Raw genomic sequence first — 19,272 nt, forward strand, 5'->3', positions numbered from 1 at the left:
CCTCATGCCAGTGCCCGTGACTCTGTGCCGCTTGATGGCCTGTGTGGTGTCGCCGACGACGCAGGAGCTAACGGCCTGGCCGGTGCGCCCTGAACACTTCGGTAGGCAGAGCGGACGGTCGTCGTCACCTCGCGCTCAGTGAGCCCGGCCTGCGCACCGGCCGCCGTCAGCGCATCGAGCGCTTCGAACGGAGGGACACTCTGCTCCGCCATCCGGCAAGCCGCCCAGAAGACCCCGTGGTTACGTTCGCCTTCCTGCCTCCGAGCGACCCACTCGGCGAGACGCTGCACATCGCCCGATCGGATCGCCGACTCGCCGCTACGGGCCTGATCCAGCCTGTGGGGAGGATCGAGGAAGTCGCGAAGTCGCTCCGCGTTGAACCCATGCACGCTTTCACTGGCGAGCCGAAGGACCTCATACCGCCGCGGACGCCCGTCGATCACTTGACTTGACGGCGGAGCGATGATGTAACCGCCGTCGCCGCGGAAGTCGATGCCCGCTCGTGCGCACTGCCAGGACCGCTGCTCCGACCCGCTCGCCGCGGGAAAGTACAGATGCAAACCGTCAGACGGGGTTTTCACCGCAGCAGTCCAGCCGTCCACGAGACCTTCGGCTCGCGCGAGATCCAACGCCTCGTAGCCATCGACGGGGCCGTGCACATCAACGTCAACCACGACGAGGCCCGATGCGGCGCCGGTCGGGATGCCGATGTTCGCGCTGGGTACCACCGTCCACCATCGTCGCACCAGCACAGGGTTCGTGCTGGCGGCGTGAAATCCTCCAGCCACCGCGGGGCGCTTCCCGCGCGCAGCGCACGGGAACACGGGGATGCCGTGAGCCGCGTAAGCGAGCGCGCTCTCAGCTGCCGAGAGCCCGCGGCCCGAGCCATCGAGTGTCTGAGCGAACGCGGCGGCGTTCATCGCAGCGTCCGCGATTCGGTCAGAGCCGCACGCCGCGCGTCCGTCGAGGCCACCGGTGCATGGCTCGCGCGGTTCGAGATGGGCGCACCGGTCCGCGTCGACGCACGTTCAAGTCCTGGCGGGGTACCGTCGCCGAGCATCTCGGTGTCGAGCTGGTCGAGAATCTTCATCGCAGCGGCGCGGACCCGTTCACCTGTCGCGCGCACGATCTCCGCTGGCTCCTGTCCATCGACCTGCGCAGCCCACGTCGACACGTACGGAATCGTGTAGCCGCTGGTGTCCATGCCGTGGGCGGCACCGATCATGAGCGCGACCGACTCGGCCTCCACCTCGCCGATACCACGATGCCGTCTCGCCACATCCTGATCAGGGCCGTGCATGAGCACATGCCCGAGTTCGTGAGCGAGAGTCTTCACACGGGCCGCGGGATCCATGTTCTCTCGGACGGTCACGGTCTTCTCGGTGTAGTCGGTGACGCCATTCGCGCCGTAGATCATCCCCTCGTGCGCGACGTCGACAACAGCGAACCCGGCCGCTTGGATCTGCCGTGCGAGGCCATTCCAGAGCCCAGGCGGAGCCTCGCCCTTCAGCAAAGTCGGCGCGGGCGGCGTCGGAAGCGCGTCACCGGAAGTCTGGGAGGCATCCCACACGTACGCGGGGCGAACGCCGATCATCTTCGAGCGCACAATCTCGCCGGGACGCGGCTTCTCGAAGCGATTGAGTCGCCGCCACGATGCCGGATCCGATGGATTCGGCGAGGCGAAGCGCCCCGTGACGGGGGCGAGGATCTGATAGCCGGGCTGGCCCCTCTCCACCTGGTGGCCCAGTTGCTGCCACTGCTTGTACCCGGCGACGTATGACGGCATCGGCTCCGATACGAGTCCTGCCTCGTACGCCATGGAATGCTGGATCCAGATCAGCAAGGTGTTGTTGAAGGAACGGCTGCGGAAACGGGCCGCGAAGGTGAGCGCCTTCGCCCAGTCGTCCCCAGATACAAGTCGATCGACGGCATCCGCCAGCTTCTCGTGGACCTCGTCAAGCTTGGCTTCGCGCGCTGCGCGGCGATCTTCGGTCGCGACCATCGGACGGTCTCCTCTCGGGGACGCCACGACCGGGAGAGGCGCGGCGACACACCAGAGAGGTGGGCGCGGGCGCCCGCGAGAGAACGATGAGGGATGCGGCCGCACGGCTCGCGCACGCTCGTCGCCCGCGAGCATGGCAGAGTGCGCAATCGTCATCGTCATGGTTCTGGGCATGGTTCGCCTCCCTTTGAGCAGGAGTGCAGTCACGCCACATCACGAGCGTTGAGCATGCTCAAATGGTCTGAGGTTTCAGTTCTAACATCGACGTTGAGCATGCGCAACTGTTGATTTGGTCATGCTCAACGGGTAGATTGAGCATGCACAAAGGAGGTCAGCGAGCATGACCGAAGACGAGAGCAAGGATGCGGCAGCGGATCTCGCGAAACGCCTGCGGCTGCTGCTTGACGTCGCGATCGCCGAGTCTGGTGCTGAACCGACGTACTCGCAGATTGCCACCTACTTGGGTGACCGCGGCACCAATCTGTCGAGATCGCGCTGGACCTACATGGTGAATGGCCACCGGTACGTGCAAGACCCAGAGGTGTTTGAGGGGCTGGCGGCATTCTTTGACGTCGACGCCGACTTCCTCTTGGGTACGGATGGGGCCGCGGTCCCGGCAAAAGTTAGCGCGCAGCTTGACCTTGTGCGCTCGATGCGCGCTGCGAAGGTCAAGACCTACGCGGCTCGCACCCTTGGAGATATCTCGCCGAGAGCACTCCAAGCCATCAGCAAGTTCCTGGATGAGGAAATGGCACACACAGTCGAGCAATGACGACGTCCCCCCGAAGCGGAGTAGGCGCCGGTAGATGCCCTCGAAGAGAGTGAGCACACCGTGAATATTGAACAGGCCGTGACGACGGCCATCACGGATCTCGCTCTGGGCCGCGTCTTCACGTTCGATGATTTGCTGGGCGCCGTGAGGCAGCGTCGTCGGCGACGCCTCCGCGTCGTCGAACTAAGCGAGCTCGGCGCCCACGACGGCGTTTGCGCGGTGTGGCTAACCAACGAGGTGGAAGACGTCATCCTTCATGCGCACACCGACTCTGTGCTGCACCGTCAGCAGTTCGTGCTCCATGAGTTCGCTCACGTTCTCCTCGGGCACTGCGACGGCGACGAGTGTTCTGTCGCGGACGCTCTCCTGCCCGACATCCCATCGCGCACCAGGGCCCGCTTGCTCAAGCGTCAAGATCTCGACACCGAGACGGAGATTGCCGCCGAATCCTTGGCAGATCGGCTTGCGGCGAGCATCCGTGGATCCGTCTTCGCAGAGTCTCGATACTCGGAGATATTCGGATGATTCAGACTCTCGTTGCGGCGCTCCTGTGGGCGCTCGTGGCGAGCCTGCTCATCCTTCGCCGCCGAAGGGCAGACCGCAGCATCACGTACGCGGCACTCACGATCGCTGTCGCGATGACCCTCAACGTCGATGTGGCTTACGTCATGGTCGATCGGCTATTTGGGGCGATGAACCTCGCGACGCTCCTCTCGGATGCCCTTCTGATGACCGGGCTCTTCTTTCTCGGACGGGCAGCGATGAAGGCTGGCGAGTATCGCCCTCGGATGGTGCGCGCGGCCGTCGGTCGACCCGCGCTGATCATCGCACTCGTCGGCACGACGACGACGTTCTTCCTCATAGACCGCGGTACGACGACGACCACGTTCATGATCGACCTCGGTGGCCAGCCGTGGGCGGCGGCCTATTCGATCTTCGGATTCACTTATTGCGGGATCGTCCTCGGAGCGATGCTCGCGCTGGCGATCAGGCAGTTCCGCATCGGTCGCGGGGTGCAGCGGGTTCCTGCGTCGCTACTGGTCATCGGCTCCACTTCGGGCATCTCGCTCAGCGCAGCCGTGCTGATCATGGACCTCGCACACCTCACCGGCAATCTGAGACTCATGCGTTCCGTCGGCTCCGCGTACGGGTCACTGTCTCTCCTGGCTTTCCTCTTCCTGTGTGCGGGGTTCGCCGGGCAGCCGGTGGTCCGCAACCTTCAGGATCGGTCCCGTCGCGCACGTACGACTGAAATGCTGCAACGGCTCGACCCGCTCTGGCATCGGGCGGTGCGCGTTCGGCCGGGGCTGAGCCCCGCGCGCACCGCGGGATCCAGCGATGGAGACCCCGAAGGACACCTCCACCGCGAGATCGTCGAGATTCGCGACGCCATGTTCGACCCTCGCGTCGCATTCGTCGTCACAGGCGCAGAGCAAACCCTGCTGGAGCAAGCTGAACGCCACCTCCTGGGGAGCGAGGCAGGTGGTGCTCATGCGCCTGTGGCCAGCGCTCGGCAGTCTCCAGGCGAGGAGGAGCAGACGTGAGGCGCGCCATCGCAGCAAGCGCGGCGTTGCTGACCACGGGTGCTTTCGGCCTCGGTTGGGCCATCGCTCGAAAGCTGACTGCGCCGGTCGGACCCAGGACATTCGACCTGATACTTCGAGATATCGAGGTCGTCGGCGATCGTCGGCTGCTGGTTCTCGATCGCACGCGTGCGACGACCGCACGAGGCGTGTACAGCCTGTGGTTCGAGACAGGGGAGTGGGTGCGCGTTTCCAATGAGGTGATCGATCGCGGACCCGGCCAAATCGCTCGCGTCATCACGGATGCCGCATCCGAAACTCTCCCATCCCCGGAGTCTCGCTTCTCTTGGAGCGGGATCTACTTCGACAGCCCTGCGGCGGCGGGCCTCGACGTCCTTGGCGTGTCCATTAACACGCCTGCGGGTCCAGCCCCGGCATGGCTCGTGGAGGGGAAGGAGAGCTCGGCGACGTGGGCGCTCCACATCCATGGCATGGGAAGTAGCCGACGAGGGACGTTACGTGGCGTGCAGGTGACCATTGAGCTTGGCTACCCCTCGCTCGTCGTCAGCTTCCGCAATGATGGCGAAGGGCCGCGGACCGGGACCGGGCGCTCGACACTCGGGTACTCCGAGGCCGACGATGTTGAGGCTGCGGTCGAGTACGCCGTCGAGCACGGCGCCGAACGGATCGTCTTGTTCGGGTGGTCGATGGGTGCGGCCATCGCGCTACGAGCAGCCGATCGGATGCGCTCCAGCGGCGTGATCGCGGGGCTGGTCTTGGACTCTCCAGTTCTCAGCTGGATCGAGGTGATCAAGGCCAACTGCGTGCGCAGCGGTCTTCCTGTCGTGGTGGGCCATCTCGCTACACCGTGGTGGACGATTGATCCACTCGCCCGCATGGCCGGGCTACAGGGAGGCATCGCGCTTCGGGAAATGGACTGGATCGACCGTGCTGGAGAACTCTCCGTACCCACGTTGATCCTGCACGGCAGCCGAGACGACTCGGCTCCGATTCGTGTCTCGGATGCGCTCCGCGATCGACGGCCCGACCTCGTTGAGATGGTGTCCTTCGACGCGGGGCACACGCTTGCCTGGAACTCGGATCCCAAGCGGTGGCGGGCTGCCGTGAGCTCCTGGCTGTCGAAGCGAGAGGCTGACTGACATAGAGCGGCCACACCCGGAAAAACCCTCATCAACCCGGCATTGCTCCGATATCATCGGGAACGTCGGCCCACCGGGTCGAGAGGGAGGACCCTAGTGACTGAGCCGTGGCTGTCTGCCGATGACATCGCCTCCCACCTTGGGGTCACCAAGGACACGGTCTACACCTGGATCGCCGAGAAGAGCATGCCCGCGCACAAGATCGGGCGCCTCTGGAAGTTCCAGGCGAGCGAGGTCGACGACTGGGTGCGCCGCGGTGGAGCCGCCGCGCCAGACGACGCTGAATCCCCCTGACGAACTGTTCAATCGACAGCAGCCCGCGGCAATGTCGGTGCTCGCTTGTATCCTGATCCACTGCCCAAAATCGAGAGGAGGTCCCGTGTTCGCTGACTCACCCGAGCGCTATGCGCTGTCGTTCACGAGCGGTGGTCTCCTGATGCGTGAAGCCGCCGTGCTCTCATCCCTCTACCTCGCGGAGCGCGACTGGGGCCAGGTGAGGAAGATCGCCGTCGAGCGAAACGTTCTGCAGGCGCGCACTTCCTCCTCAAGCGTGCGGGTGATCCGCGAGACGGTCCAGCGGCTATCCGTGCTGACGGACGCCGAGATCGATCTGCTCGCTGACGCTGGCCCGAGTGAGCAGCAGATCCTGATGTGGGCCGCAGCATGCCGTCGGTATGGTCTTATCGGAGAGTTCGCCGAAGAGGTCGTCCGCGAACGGTTCCTGCTGATGACGCCGAGCTTGAGCACTGATGACTTCGATCGCTTCCTCGTTGGAAAGAGCTTGTGGCATCCCGAGCTGAACGCGCTGAAGCCATCAACGAGTATGAAGCTACGTCAGAACGTATTCCGGATGCTGCAAGACGCCGGGCTGCTGACGGAGAGCGGAAACCTCGTTCCCGCGGTGATGTCGGAGCGTGTCATTGACACCTTGAACAGGCGTACCCCGAGCGACATCAGATTCTTCCCGACGACGACATCCGCAGGGGCTGAGCAATGACACAGAAGAAGCGCAGCTTGCAGAGCGACGAGAGGCATGTCTACGACGTGCTCCGAAGCGAGCGATTCCTGAAGATGGAGGGGCTCTCGAAAGAGGTCCCCTTCTTCATCTACCATTTCCCGCCCTCGTGGACGCACGACGTTGAGAGCATGCGGGACCGGGTGCGGACGAAGCTCCAGAGTGACGACGGACTCACCGTCGCCCAGATCGATTTGTACGATCTCGCCGTTGAGCTCCTCACCGAGCGAGGCGTCTGGGAGCGCATCGTCGAGCTGGAGCCGACGATGGACAAGGGCGAGTTCCGTGAGGTGCTGCAGGGGATGCTCGACCCGCACGATCACATCGCGCCCGCCATCCGTGCTCGCTTGCAGGGTCAGTCGAGCGACATCGTTTTCCTCACCGGGCTTGGCGAGGTCTTCCCCTTCATCCGCACCCACACGGTGCTGGAGAACCTGCAGAGCGTTGTGGTGGGGCGGCCGATGCTTGCGTGGTTCCCCGGCACGTACGAGTTCACACAGACGGCTGGCCATCAGTTGCGTGCGCTGAATCTCAGCGCCAGTGACAGCTACTACCGGGCCAAAGACATTCTGGAGCAAGAAGCATGAGTGCAACCGTGATCAACGAGATCTTCGCGAAGCCGATCGGGCGTGCTATCGAGGGTGTCATCAAGGCGGATGACACCTCGCATCTCGCGACAGAGGTCGAGGAGTACGTCCTCACGAATGAAGCCGCCAAGGGACTTGAGCATGTGCTTGAGGCGTACACGAACTACACGAATGCCAACGGCGTGTGGATCTCGGGCTTCTTCGGGTCAGGTAAATCGCACCTGCTGAAGATGCTGGCGCACCTGCTTGGGGACATCGAGGGCCATGACTACCCACGCGCCCTCGTGTCTGAGCAGTTCCGCTCCAAGGCTGACGACGCGTTCCTGCCCGCGCTGATCGAGAAGGCCGATCGGATCCACTCGCGCAGCCTCCTGTTCAACATCGATCAGAAGGCAACGCTGATCTCCAAGGATCAGAACGATGCCCTGTTGAAGGTGTTCGTGAAGATCTTCGATGAAGCGCGGGGGTATTACGGCAACCAGGGCCACATCGCTCGATTCGAGCGGGATCTTGATTCGCGTGGCCAGTATGACGACTTCAAAGCGGCGTTCGCGCGCGCTGCGGGAATCGAATGGGTGCGGGGTCGCGAACAGGCGGCGCTCGAAGCAGGGAACATCGACAAGGCTTTCGCTGAGGTGAACGGCGCGGAGAGCCCGGGCATCATCCGTCAGTACAGTGCCAACTACTCGGTGTCGATCGAAGACTTCGCCGAAGAGGTCGCGGCGTGGCTTGAAACGCAACCAGCAGGCTTCCGGCTGAACTTCTTCGTCGACGAGGTCGGCCAGTTCATCGGCACGAACACGCAGCTCATGCTGAACCTGCAAACCATCGCCGAGTCACTTGCCACGAAGTGCAACGGACGGGCGTGGATCTTCGTAACGTCGCAGGAGGACATGGAGAAGGTCGGCGGCGACCGGACCAAGCAGCAGGCGAACGACTTCTCCAAGATCCAGGCTCGCTTCAAGAACCGGCTCAAGCTCACCAGCCAGGACGTCGAAGAGGTCATCCGCAAGCGTCTTCTCGCGAAGACGGATGCCGCTGCCGGTGCGGTCGCCGCGGTGTACGACGCCGAGCACGCGAACTTCAAGACTCTGTTCGACTTCGTCGAGGGTCGCCATTACCCGAACTATCGCGACGGGTCACACTTCGTCGGCACGTACCCGTTCGTGACGTACCAGTTCCCTCTCTTCCAAGCCGCGATCGAGGGCATCAGCGACCACAACATCTTTGAAGGACGCAATAGCTCCGTCGGTGAGCGGTCGATGCTCGGCGTCGTGCAGCAGGTTGCAACCCACCTTGCCGATCGGCCGCTCGGATCGTTGGCATCGTTCGACCAGATGTTCGAGGGCATCCGTGCCTCACTGAAATCCGCAAATCAGCGGGCGATCATCAACGCCGAGAGCGCCACCGGCAGCGGCAAGCTCAGCGCGCTCGCGGTGCGCCTTTTGAAGGCGCTGTTCTTGGTCAAGTACGTCGACAGCTTCAAGGCCACGGCCCGCAATCTTACGGTCCTGGTCTACGACCGCTTCGGTACGGATCTCATCCAGCTCGGTAAGGACGTCAACGAAGCCCTCAACGCGCTCGAGGCGCAGACCTACATTCAGCGCAATGGCGACCTGTACGACTACCTGACGAACGAAGAGCAGAAGATCGAGCAGGAGATCAAGGACGTCGACATCGACAACTCCGAGGTCTCCGCGAAGCTCAACAAGCTTCTCGCCGAGTCGGTCGTGAAGACGACGAAGACGGTCGCGAAGAATGGCCAGAACTTCCCGTTCGGCTACAAGCTCGATGGCACCCCGTATGGCAAGCAGTACGAGCTGGCGCTGCACTTCACCAGTCCCGAGACCGAGTTCAGCCTGGACCAGATCAAGGCGCACAGCGCGGGTCTCGATGAACTGCGCGTTGTTCTCCCGGCCGAGGCGAATCGGATCCTCGCGGATCTTCGCTTGCTGCTGAAGACCGAGAAGTACGTCAAGCGTGCACAGGGTTCGAGTCGCACTGCGATCGAGACCCGTATCCTCGGCGAGAAGGGCACTCAGAATTCAGAGCGCGAGAAGGAGATCGTCGAAAGGCTCCGCACTGCGGTCGGCAGCGCGACGCTGATTCACAATGCCGCAGTGATCGATGTCACCGCCAGCGATGCACAGACTCGAATCAATGACGGCTTCGCGAAGGTCATTGCGGCCACGTACACCAACCTGAGCATGCTGGGTGGCAAGACTTTCAGTGAGCAGGGTCTCAACGGACTGGTAAACCCGGCAGACGGGATGTTCGATGAGAGCCTCAGCATCCTAGAGGTGCCCGCAGATGATGTGCTCGGGCACCTGGAGATGCGTGGCAAGCGGCATGAGATGGTCACGATGAAGCAGCTCGTCGACCGGTACTCCGCCAAGCCTTTTGGCTGGGACCAATGGTCGATCGCTGCGGTGGTGGCCCACCTCGCGGGACAGTCGAAGATCGAGCTTCAGCTCGACGGCAAAACACTCGCTCGCACCGAGATCACCGGGACTCTGCGCAACACGCAGCGATACCCGAACCTCGTCGTCGCTCCGCAGCGGGTCTATGACCAGAAGATCGTGAACACTTTCCGCAAGTTCGTCATCGAGTTCACCAACGACGGAAGCCTCACGAAGGATGCGGCTGAACTTGGCCGTGTCGGGAAGGAACACCTCGAATCGAAGCTCGTCGAGCTGAAGGCATTGCGGTCCGGTGCAGCTGCGTACCCGTTCATCGATCAGCTGGACGAACCGATCCGACTGCTGAGCGAACTGACGGCAAACAACGCCGATTGGTTCCTGGAGCATTTCAACGAGGCTGGCGCCAATGTCGACGAACTGCTGGATGCGAAGGACAACGCGATCGATCCGATCAAGGCGTTCCTGAATGGCAACCAGCGCAGCATCTACGACAACGCGACAAAGTTCATGCAGCTCAACCGCACGAACCTTGCGTTCCTGACTGCGAGTGTTTCGGACGGAGTCGAGATCGCACTCGAGGATCCGCAGATCTTCCGGGGCAACAGGACGACGCAGCTCGGAGCTGCGATCGCCGATCTACAGGCGCAGCTGGACACCATCGTTTCCACGGAGCGCGACGCTGCCATCGGATCGATCAACGACTACTGGAAGCAGGTGCCGGTCAGCGCAGCGTTTGAGCGTGCGACCGAGACCTCTCGGGAGTCTGTGACTCGCAAAGCAAAGGCCGTACTGGCGCGGGTACAGCAGGAGACGCAAATCCCCGCGATCCGCAACCTCGCGGCGCAGTTCGCTGACACGACCTACCCGGCCATCCTGGACGAGCTGGAATCGACCAGGCAGCTGAAGCAGGTTGTTGATCCTTCGGTGGATCCGGACACGCCGTCGATCGATCCCGTCCCGCCCAAGCAGAGCATCTCGATCAAGAAACTCTCGCTCCCCATGGCCGGTGGGCTGCTCGAAACCGAGGATGACATCAACGCGTACCTCGGCGAACTTCGTGCGCTACTCGTCTACACGATCAACGACAACAAGCGCATCACGCTCTAAGGAACAGGCATGGACACGAAAGCCCTGGAGAGTTTTGCGAAAGCTGCTCGCCGCGAAATGATCGCTGCGGTCTCGGCGCAGGCGTCGGCAGTGCTCGCCCCCGGATCGGTCGCCCGAACTGAGCGAGCGGAGACGGTGCGTCGACTCGAAACCGAGATCGCCGAGCACGGCCATGAGCACGTGATCGACAAGGTCGCCTATACCTGGTTCAACCGACTCATCGCCTTGCGGTTCATGGACGCGAGCGGATACACGGGCGCTGGGATCGTCTCGCCCGCGCAAGCCCAAGTACACGGCCAGCCCGAGATTCTTGCCGATGCGAAGCGCGGAGACATCGACGCCGATGTCGTCACGAGCTCCGCCACGCGGGGCGCCATTCTCGGCCTGCTCGATGGCACTCGCCGCAGCACCGATGCGGAGGGCGAAGCATATGCGTTGCTGCTCACCGAGTACTGCCGCTACTGGCACAAGTCGATGCCGTTCATGTTCGAACGCGAAGGCGACTACACCGAATTGCTGGTCCCCGCGGGCCTGCTTGCCGATGGCGGCATCGTGGCCCGTGCCCGTAACGTGCTCACTGAAGAGGTCTGCGACGACGTCGAGGTCATCGGCTGGCTCTACCAGTTCTACATCTCCGAGCGAAAGGACGAGGTGTTCGCCGGGTTCAAGAAGAACAAGAAGGCTGGGGCCGACGAGATCCCTGCCGCGACGCAGCTCTTCACCCCGCACTGGATCGTCCGTTACCTCGTCGAGAACTCGGTCGGCAGGCTGTGGATGCTCAACAGGCCAGCCTCTCGACTCGCCGACCGCATGGACTACTACATCGCACCGGTCGACGAGGAGAGTGACTTCCTGAAGCTCTCCGGGCCGGAAGAGCTGACCGTGATCGACCCAGCCTGCGGCTCGGGTCACATGCTCACCTACGCCTTCGACCTGCTCTACGCAATCTACGAAGAAGAGGGCTATGCCCCCTCCGAGATTCCGAGCCTGATCCTCACACACAACATCCACGGCACCGAGATCGATCCGCGCGCTGGTGCGCTTGCCGCGTTCGCACTCACCATGAAAGCTCGGGCGAACGACCGCCGATTCCTTGCTCGTGGCATCAAGCCGTCGATCTGCGTGATCGAGCCGATCAGTTTTAGCGCCGACGAGATCCAGATTCTTACTGCTGACGTGGTCCACGGGTCGCCAGATCACGTGTTCTGGAACCAGTTCGAGCATGCCGATACCTTCGGATCTCTGATCCAGCCCGACTCAGGGCCGTTGAGGGTCGTGGCCGATTCGCTTGAGCACTTCGCCGAGGCTGATTCCTTGCTGTTCGCAGATGCTGTAGGGCGCGCATGGAAGCTCGTGCGGCAGGTGGAGGTGCTCTCCGCGAGATACGCGGTGGTGGTTGCGAACCCGCCGTACATGGGTGGGAAGCAGATGAACGCCCTCCTTTCACAGTTCATGAAAGACGAGTACCCAAACAGCAAGTCGGACCTGTTCGCAGCCTTCATCGAACGCTGCACCAAGCTCGCGGGGTCGCGAGGAGCAGTGGCGATGATCACGATGCAGTCGTGGATGTTCCTGAGTTCATACGAGAGGCTTCGAGCCGCGCTCCTGACGAATCAACGATTCGCCTCGATGCTGCACCTTGGTGCTCGCGCCTTCGACGCGATCGGCGGTGACGTCGTCTCCGCGACGGCGTTCGTCCTGGAGAACGTGCCACCAGATGCCCGAGGCATTGCTCGCACGCGGGCTGGAGTCTTCATCCGCCTCGTTGATGGGACGTCCGAAGCCGAGAAGGTATCCGCGCTGAGCGTGGCCCTCGAAGCGCGCACGAAGGACGCGGGCTTGCACCTGGCATCGGACTCCGACTTCGAGGCCATTCCCGGCTCGCCGATCGTTTACTGGCTCAGTGAAAAGATGCGGGCCGTCTTCACTCACCCAGCGATCGCATCGCGCTACCAAGCCAAAGCTGGCCCTGGGACCCGTGATGATCAGATATTCCTGCGGCTTCACTGGGAAGTTGAGCGCCGCAAGATTGGAGAGTCCAAGAAGTGGGTGTTGACCGACAAGGCCGGAGAGTTCCGCAAGTGGTATGCGGGGTGCTCCTACGTGATGGACTGGGGGAACGACGGCTACAGGATTAGGAATCACACCAACCCGGACGGCTCACTTAAGTCGCGCCCACAGAACACCCAGTTCATGTTCAGGGAGGGAGTCGCCTGGGGCAAAGTCGGATCGGGCGAAACAAGTTTCCGTTGGCGTCCACAAGGATTCGGTTTCAACGACGCCGCCCCAACGATATTCGGCCGCGATCCTTTCCGGCTTCTGGGACCGCTGAACTCGGCGACCGCAACGCTCGTACTTTCAGCGACGGGTTCAACGCTGAATGTGCAGACCGGAATGATCGCCGACCTGCCGTTCGGCGACGTCGAATCCCCTGACGCTAGTCAGCTTGCATCGCAACTGGTCTCGGGTTCAAAGCTTGATTGGGACTCCCAGGAGATATCTTGGGACTTCGCGAGAAACCCGTTGGTTGCACTGGCGTGACAGTAACGGCACCGGTCACTAGCCCCGGGCGAGAGCCACCAGAGGATTCTCCCTGAACGACCACGAAGTCTCGCTTGAGTCCCAATCCGCCTTGGATTCGGCGATGAGGCGCTTGGTCCGAGCTCGCCGCTCGTCAAGGTCTTCCGTACTCAGGATAGGCAGGGATGCCACCTGGCCAATCTCGAAATTGAGCGTCGGCGCCATTGCTTCCAGCAACTGCCTTGCAGGCTCCGAGTTCGCGATAGCGCAGATGTCAAGGAGATCGGCCTCGCCCCCGAAAACCGGGGTTCCCGCCACGTCGAAGACAAACCCCTCCGGGTACATGCGGAAGGCCGGCGAACCGCTGCTCACTTTCGACCAGGAGACTGACGGGAGGAAATAGAAGTCGCGTGACGGCAGCTTGTTGCCGCTGACCTTCAGAATCTCGTAGTTCTCGATGTCAAAGGCGAGAACGTACTCCTGGTTCCCATACCACTTCCGGAACGAGCCTCCCTTGTTGAGGCCGACCCACTTCCGGCCGGTGTTGTGGACTTCTGCGGCTGACATTGCGTCGCGGATGCTCCGCAGTTCGCTCACCTCGTACCAGCGACGCGCGAACCGATTGACGTCCCCGCCGTGCATACCCGCCTTGGGGCTACCGATCCGGCTCATCGGTCGGCCGATGTTGAAGGCCGCCCGCATCTTTTCACTGAGCCAGTAGACGATCGGACTTCCCGGTATGGCCGCGATGTCAGCGCTAGACGCGAGGTGGAAGCCTGCGTCGGGGGTCCGTCGGGCTAGTGCGACCCGCAGATCCTGCTCCTTGCGTTCTGCACCGAGTGGCGTTAGGCGGACGAACGGGGCGTGGCGGTCGCGGCCGCCTGACATCGACAGAACGAACGCCGCGTTGGCTCCGAAGATGTCAGGGTGGTTGGACACGTCCCTCATGTGGACGAAGGAGTCGAAGGCGTGGCCGTTGAGCAGCCGCAACCGCATTGCCTCGAACGACTTGATGGACATCCAAGTGTCGCCAATGACGATGGCGAGTAGCCCACGGCGGTCTGCGAGTTCGATCCCGCGGACCACGAACGCCCCGTAGAGGTCTTGCTTGACATCCGGGTACTCGTCCTTCATGAACTGTGTTGCGGTCGACAGAGAAAGCGTGACTCAACCATGCGGCGTCGTCGCGTCGTAGCTTGGAAGCCGATGCGGAATGGCTACCCGAATGGCTACCCGAACCAAGATTGGATTTCTATCATGGTGTCATGCCGAAGGGCACGCAACGCAGCAAGGGTACCGGATCGATCTACCAGAATTCCCGAGGACAGTGGGTTGCCTCGATCGAGGCCGGGTGGACCGAGCGCGGCGTGCGACGGCGTATCACAGTGAAGGCGCGCACCGCCGTTGCCGTTCGTCAGCGTCTCGCCGAGGTACAGCAGCGGATTGCTGCGGAGGGGCCAACTGCGCACATGAACGGCGCCATCACGGTCAAGAGATGGGCCGATCGATGGCTCGATCAACGGCAACGGGTCGTGCGGCCTGGCACCTACGTTTCAGATCGCTCCGGTGTGAACCGATGGATTGTGCCGACCATTGGGCACGTGCGTCTCGATTCTCTCGTACCCGCCGACATTCGGAAGGTTACGTCGGCGCAGGAGACCGCCGGGCTTGCCCTGTCGACGATCCAGCGCACACATATGGTGCTCAGCAAGATCCTCACCGACGCGGTTGCTGAGGGCTACCAGGTGCCCCAACGGGCGCGTGAGGTGGACGGTCTGGGTAGCGGGCGCTCACCGAGACAATCGTTGAGCGTGGATGCCGCGGCGAAAATACTCGCGGTTGCGCTCACCCGTCCCGATGCTTCGCGATGGGTCGCAGCGCTTATCGAAGGCCTGCGGCCCGCGGAGGCACTGGGTCTAACCTGGGACATGGTCGATCTTGAGTCTGCGACGGTGACCCTTGACTGGCAGCTCAAGGCGCTGCCGTACGCTGCGTTTCGCGAGCCCGAGAGCGGGTTCCGGATCCCGCGGGGGTTCGAGTCCCGCCAGCTCCATGGCGCGTACCATCTCGTTCGGCCGAAGACCCGCGCGGGGAGTCGCGTCGTTCCGCTCGTCCCCTGGCTCGTGGAAGCACTCGCAAGTTGGGCCGACCGCGCACCGTCATCGCCGTGCGCGCTTGTCTGGCCTCGCGACGATGGCACACCACGTTCGCCGGAGGTCGACCGTCGGCAGTGGTACGAAATCGCGGAAGCAGCCGAGGTGACAGTTACGCTCCCCGACGGCAGCACCCGGCGCCCGCTGCTATACGAGGCGAGGCATACAGCGGCCACGCTGATGCTGGCGAACGGAGTCGACGAAACCACAATCAAGGCCGTCCTCGGACACTCCTCAGTGCTCAGCACGCAGTCATATCTGCATTCTGATACGGCGCGAGCTCGGGCGGCACTAGTCGTGTCCGCGGACGTTGTCGGACTCGGACGATAACCTTGGGGATGTACATCGGCTACCCCGATGGCTACCCCCATGCTCGGGCGGACTCGAGGGGGAAGGCTGACACTCCAACGAACTCTCGTAAGGACAGCCAGTGAAAACGCTTGAACAGACGGTTGCGCAGCACCGGGCAGAGTGGGCCGAGCGTTCGCGCGCTCAGCAACGGCTGGAGATCGAGAACAACGAAGCCGTCGCGAAGCTATATGACCTCCAAGACGAGGTTCCGTCCCATGTTCCACTCGAACGCGTCTCACTCACGAACAATTCTGCGTTCCGCTGGCCAAACAAGACCCCCGAGGAACGAGATGCTCTCTTTACGGAATCAGCCATCGTGGATCTCATCTCGTATGCCGTCGGCTGCATGCTCGGGAGGTACAGCCTTGATGAGCCGGGGCTGATCCTCAGCGATCAGGGATCCACCATTCAGGACTACCTCGCAAACGTTCCCTCGCCGACGTTCATGCCAGACGTCGACAACGTCATCCCCTTCGTCGACGATGGATGGTTCGAAGACGACATTGTCGAGCGCTTCCGACAGTTCCTCCGAACGGCGTTCGGTACCGAACATTTCGAGGAGAACCTGCGCTTCGTAGAGGAGTCGTTGGGGGTCAAGACGCTGCGCGACTACTTCATCACGAAGGCGGGCAAGTCGAAGTTCTACGACGATCACGTGCAGCGCTATAAGAAGCGGCCGATCTACTGGATGTTCTCCAGCCCGAGAGGATCGTTCAACGCGCTGATTTACCTGCACCGCTACACGCCGTCGACGGTCTCAACGGTCCTCAACGAGTACCTGCGCGAGTACGAGGCCAAGCTCACCGTCGCTCTCCAACAGGCTGAATCGTCCGCTGTCGCTGCCAGGTCAGCAAAGGATCAGAAAGAAGCCGACCGGCTCCGCAAGGTGCTCGCCGAGCTACGCGACTATGAGCACGACGTGCTCTATCCGCTCGCGACCCAACAGCTCTCGATCGACCTTGACGACGGCGTGAGGGTGAACTACCCGAAGTTCTACCCGGCTGTGAAGAAGATCACGGGCCTGGAGGCGAGCGATGGCTGACCTTGAGCGAATCGCTCCAGGTAGCGCAGATAACCTGTTCGATCGGGTCTCGTCGCTGATCGAGGAAGCCCGCGCCGGTGTTGCCGTGCAAGCGAACCTTGCGTTGACGCTGATGAACTGGCAAATCGGGAACGTCATCCACACGGAGGTTCTCGGCGGCGCTCGCGGTCCGCAGGCGGAGGAGGTTGTCGCCTCGCTGGGGCGACAACTCTCGAAACGCTATGGGCCAGGCTTTAACCGCAGCAGCCTGTATCGCATGGTGCAGTTCTCGCAGGTCTTCCCGGATTCCGAGGTTGTCGCCTCGCTGGGGCGACAACTGAGCTGGACGCACTTCAAAGCACTCCTTCCTGTCTACTCCGACGAGGCGCGAGCCTTCTACATCCAGCAGACGCTCGACGCGCGACTCAGCGTTCGCGCCCTCCGCGAGCTGATTGGGCGTCAGGGCTTCGAGCGCCGGGAGATCGCCAATGCTCAAACTCCTGGCGGATCCGCGGTGCCGTTGGACGCCTTCAGTGACCCCTACTTCCTGGACTTCCTCGGGCTCAAAGACACCTTCGCGGAGCGCAACCTCGAAGAGGCCTTGATCCGTGAGATGGAGGCGTTCCTCCTCGAAGTCGGCAACGGCTGGACCTTCGTGGCGAGGCAGAAGAGGATGACCGTCGACAACGACGACTTCTACCTCGATTTGCTCTTCTACTCCCGACCTCTGCATCGCTTGATTGCGGTGGAGCTGAAGGTCGGCAAGTTCCGTCCCGCATACAAGGGGCAGATGGATCTGTACTTGAAGTGGCTCGATCGCTACGAGCGTCGAAACGACGAGGAGGCGCCGCTCGGACTCATCCTGTGCACCGAGACGAGTCGCGAGCAGATCGAGCTGCTCGAGATGCACAAAGACGGCATCGTCGTGGCGGAGTATTGGACGGCGCTCCCGCCCAAGGAGGAGCTCCAGCAGCGCATTGCACAGATCTACCGCGCAGCCCAGGAACGGGTCGCGCGCCGAGCGCTCGGTCCAGGCCGAGACGATGAGGAAGACGAATGAGCAAGACGCCAACCATTGCCGATCATCTCGCGGCCCGATTCGAGGGTGCGCGCATCGTCGTGTGGCACGACGCTGACGGCAGCTATGCCGACGAGCTTGACGGTCAGGTGCCCGTCGGCGTCACGGTGCTGCGCGTTGCCGACAATGAGTTCGCCCTCAAACATCGGATCCTGCGCGAGGACAGGGTGTCGAAGTTCCTGGTCTATCGCACCGGCAGGGTGCCCGAGGGTGTGGGGAACTGGCTGCTGGACCTTGAACTCGCGAACGGCCCCGTCTTCACCGCGGACCGCAGCGCGCTCATGGGGGCGACCCTCGGCCTGACCAGACCGGGTGCCGCCGAACTCGTCGCGCAGCATTCCAGGTTCTTCGGGGACAACAGGTTGGTGTCTAGGTTCCGAGCACTGCTCTCGCCTGGAGACGACCCGACTGTCGTGCGTGCCAAGATGTGCGCGGCCCTGCTAGGGCAGAAGGAGCACAGCTTCTCTGAGCTCACGCGCGCGCTGCTCATCCAGTACGCAGACGGCAGTACTGCCGGGGTGGATGCCCTTCAGAAGCACGATCTCGCAGACTTCCATTGGGGCGGCGCCGAGCACATCTACGGCTATGCAACGGACGCGCCGACCATCGCGGGCTTCGCGCTCTGGATGTTCCAACGCGCCGCCGAGGGCTTCGATACCGCCTCCTCAAACAAGGCGCGAAATCTCGCCATCGACTTCCGCAGCTTCCGCGATTCAAAGCGGAGCGCACCCGCGATGAAGGTACTTGCCCGGAAGATCGAAGACGACCTCAACTACAAGGACGTCGCTACGCAGCTGCCCTGGGAGACGCTCCAAGACGCAGACGTCTTTGAGGCATCCGAGCGTGAAGTCATCCACCGCCTCGTCGAGAGCGTCGCGTCGCAAAGCATGTCGACGCGAGATGTCCTCGACACGATCAGCGCTCGACGCCGCGAGAGCTTCTGGTCCGACGACTACGCGACGCTATACGACGGACTAAGTGCCGCGGCAGAACTGATCCCGGCGATCCGTACTGCGAAACTTGAGATCGCATCCTTCGACGACGGGCTGACGCGGTATCGCAATGAGTGGTTCCGCATCGATCAGCTCTACCGCCTGTTCACCCATGCGTACCTGACCGCGGAGTTCAAACAGCCGCTCGTAGCGTTGGGTGACCTCGTGGAGAACGCATACGTCACAGACTTCCTGGCGAAACTCGGCGTGAGCTGGCAGGCGCAGGTCGACGGGGTCGAGCGCTGGCGCACCCTGAACGTCCCTTCGCAATCATCGTTCTACGAGCATTACGTGGCCAAGATCCTCAAGGGCCGCAAAAAGGCAGTCGTCGTCATCTCGGATGCTTTGCGGTACGAGGTTGCTGAAGAACTCACGTCGAGCATTCGCGGCGAGAACAAGTTCGAAGCCAAGATCGAAGCGATGCTGGGTGTGCTTCCGAGCTACACCCAGCTGGGGATGGCATCTCTGCTGCCGAACCAGACGCTGGCCCACTCGCCCAACGGCGATCCCGTGCTCGTCGATGGACAGAAGTCGGACGGCACTGCGAACCGGACGAAAATCCTCGGCTCTG

16 protein-coding genes are annotated in these 19,272 nt (G+C 62.5%); 13 read left to right on the forward strand and 3 right to left on the reverse strand.

Going from position 1 to position 19,272, the window contains the following annotated elements; all coding sequences use genetic code 11:
• Window positions 1-2: 2 nt before the first annotated feature.
• Both IPV10_RS13630 and IPV10_RS13635 read right to left on the reverse strand, forming a co-directional pair.
• Entirely contained in the window at window positions 3-920 is a 918-nt protein-coding gene (locus tag IPV10_RS13630) for a bifunctional DNA primase/polymerase (protein ID WP_207484725.1), read from the reverse strand.
• Entirely contained in the window at window positions 917-2,002 is a 1,086-nt protein-coding gene (locus tag IPV10_RS13635; protein WP_207484727.1) for an ArdC-like ssDNA-binding domain-containing protein, read from the reverse strand. Before IPV10_RS13635 ends, IPV10_RS13630 begins: the two co-directional genes overlap by 4 nt.
• A gap of 340 nt (window positions 2,003-2,342) precedes the next feature.
• Here IPV10_RS13635 and IPV10_RS13640 point away from each other — a divergent pair, with 340 nt between their 5' ends.
• The 9 genes from IPV10_RS13640 (at window position 2,343) to pglX (ending at window position 13,127) form a co-directional block, all read left to right on the forward strand.
• The gene (locus IPV10_RS13640) at window positions 2,343-2,774 is read left to right on the forward strand and encodes a hypothetical protein (RefSeq protein ID WP_207484729.1); all 432 of its coding nucleotides are present in this window, start codon (window positions 2,343-2,345) and stop codon (window positions 2,772-2,774) included.
• 60 nt (window positions 2,775-2,834) lie between these two features.
• A complete protein-coding gene (locus tag IPV10_RS13645; RefSeq protein ID WP_207484731.1) occupies window positions 2,835-3,299 on the forward strand; it encodes a hypothetical protein in 465 nt (154 codons plus the stop codon).
• A gap of 113 nt (window positions 3,300-3,412) precedes the next feature.
• Entirely contained in the window at window positions 3,413-4,318 is a 906-nt protein-coding gene (locus IPV10_RS13650; RefSeq protein ID WP_207484733.1) for a DUF6545 domain-containing protein, read from the forward strand.
• Window positions 4,315-5,457, forward strand: coding sequence for an alpha/beta fold hydrolase (locus tag IPV10_RS13655; protein WP_307861138.1), 1,143 nt, complete (start codon window positions 4,315-4,317; stop codon window positions 5,455-5,457). Before IPV10_RS13650 ends, IPV10_RS13655 begins: the two co-directional genes overlap by 4 nt.
• A gap of 96 nt (window positions 5,458-5,553) precedes the next feature.
• Window positions 5,554-5,751: a helix-turn-helix domain-containing protein gene (locus IPV10_RS13660; RefSeq protein WP_207484735.1), complete on the forward strand. Its 198-nt coding sequence runs from the start codon at window positions 5,554-5,556 to the stop codon at window positions 5,749-5,751.
• An 85-nt stretch (window positions 5,752-5,836) separates the two neighbouring features.
• Window positions 5,837-6,454: a DUF1819 family protein gene (locus IPV10_RS13665; protein WP_307861139.1), complete on the forward strand. Its 618-nt coding sequence runs from the start codon at window positions 5,837-5,839 to the stop codon at window positions 6,452-6,454.
• A complete protein-coding gene (locus tag IPV10_RS13670; protein WP_207484737.1) occupies window positions 6,451-7,059 on the forward strand; it encodes a DUF1788 domain-containing protein in 609 nt (202 codons plus the stop codon). Before IPV10_RS13665 ends, IPV10_RS13670 begins: the two co-directional genes overlap by 4 nt.
• A complete protein-coding gene (brxC, locus tag IPV10_RS13675) occupies window positions 7,056-10,586 on the forward strand; it encodes a BREX system P-loop protein BrxC (RefSeq protein WP_207484738.1) in 3,531 nt (1,176 codons plus the stop codon). The genes IPV10_RS13670 and brxC overlap by 4 nt, the downstream gene beginning before the upstream one ends.
• Window positions 10,587-10,595: 9 nt before the next feature.
• On the forward strand, window positions 10,596-13,127 hold the full coding sequence (gene pglX, locus IPV10_RS13680) for a BREX-1 system adenine-specific DNA-methyltransferase PglX (protein ID WP_207484739.1): 2,532 nt from the start codon (window positions 10,596-10,598) through the stop codon (window positions 13,125-13,127).
• Window positions 13,128-13,145: 18 nt separating this feature from the next.
• Here pglX and IPV10_RS13685 read toward each other — a convergent pair whose 3' ends face one another.
• Window positions 13,146-14,240: an Eco57I restriction-modification methylase domain-containing protein gene (locus IPV10_RS13685; RefSeq protein WP_207484741.1), complete on the reverse strand. Its 1,095-nt coding sequence runs from the start codon at window positions 14,238-14,240 to the stop codon at window positions 13,146-13,148.
• Between the two features lie 131 nt (window positions 14,241-14,371).
• On the opposite strand from IPV10_RS13685, the gene IPV10_RS13690 reads away from it, so the two are divergent.
• From IPV10_RS13690 to pglZ, 4 genes are all read left to right on the forward strand, one after another.
• The gene (locus IPV10_RS13690; protein ID WP_207484742.1) at window positions 14,372-15,589 is read left to right on the forward strand and encodes a site-specific integrase; all 1,218 of its coding nucleotides are present in this window, start codon (window positions 14,372-14,374) and stop codon (window positions 15,587-15,589) included.
• 100 nt (window positions 15,590-15,689) lie between these two features.
• Window positions 15,690-16,652 carry a BREX-1 system adenine-specific DNA-methyltransferase PglX gene (locus IPV10_RS13695; protein WP_242684981.1) on the forward strand — a complete coding sequence of 321 codons (963 nt, stop codon included), beginning with the start codon at window positions 15,690-15,692 and terminating at the stop codon, window positions 16,650-16,652.
• Complete coding sequence (locus IPV10_RS13700) at window positions 16,645-17,691, forward strand: YhcG family protein (protein ID WP_207484744.1); 1,047 nt, start codon at window positions 16,645-16,647, stop codon at window positions 17,689-17,691. The genes IPV10_RS13695 and IPV10_RS13700 overlap by 8 nt, the downstream gene beginning before the upstream one ends.
• Window positions 17,688-19,272: BREX-1 system phosphatase PglZ type A (gene pglZ / locus IPV10_RS13705; RefSeq protein WP_207484745.1), on the forward strand; the 1,585-nt coding region annotated here is incomplete at its 3' end. The genes IPV10_RS13700 and pglZ, both read left to right, overlap by 4 nt.

This window comes from Microbacterium sp. SD291 (assembly GCF_017355365.1).
In the GTDB taxonomy this organism is placed as follows: domain Bacteria; phylum Actinomycetota; class Actinomycetes; order Actinomycetales; family Microbacteriaceae; genus Microbacterium.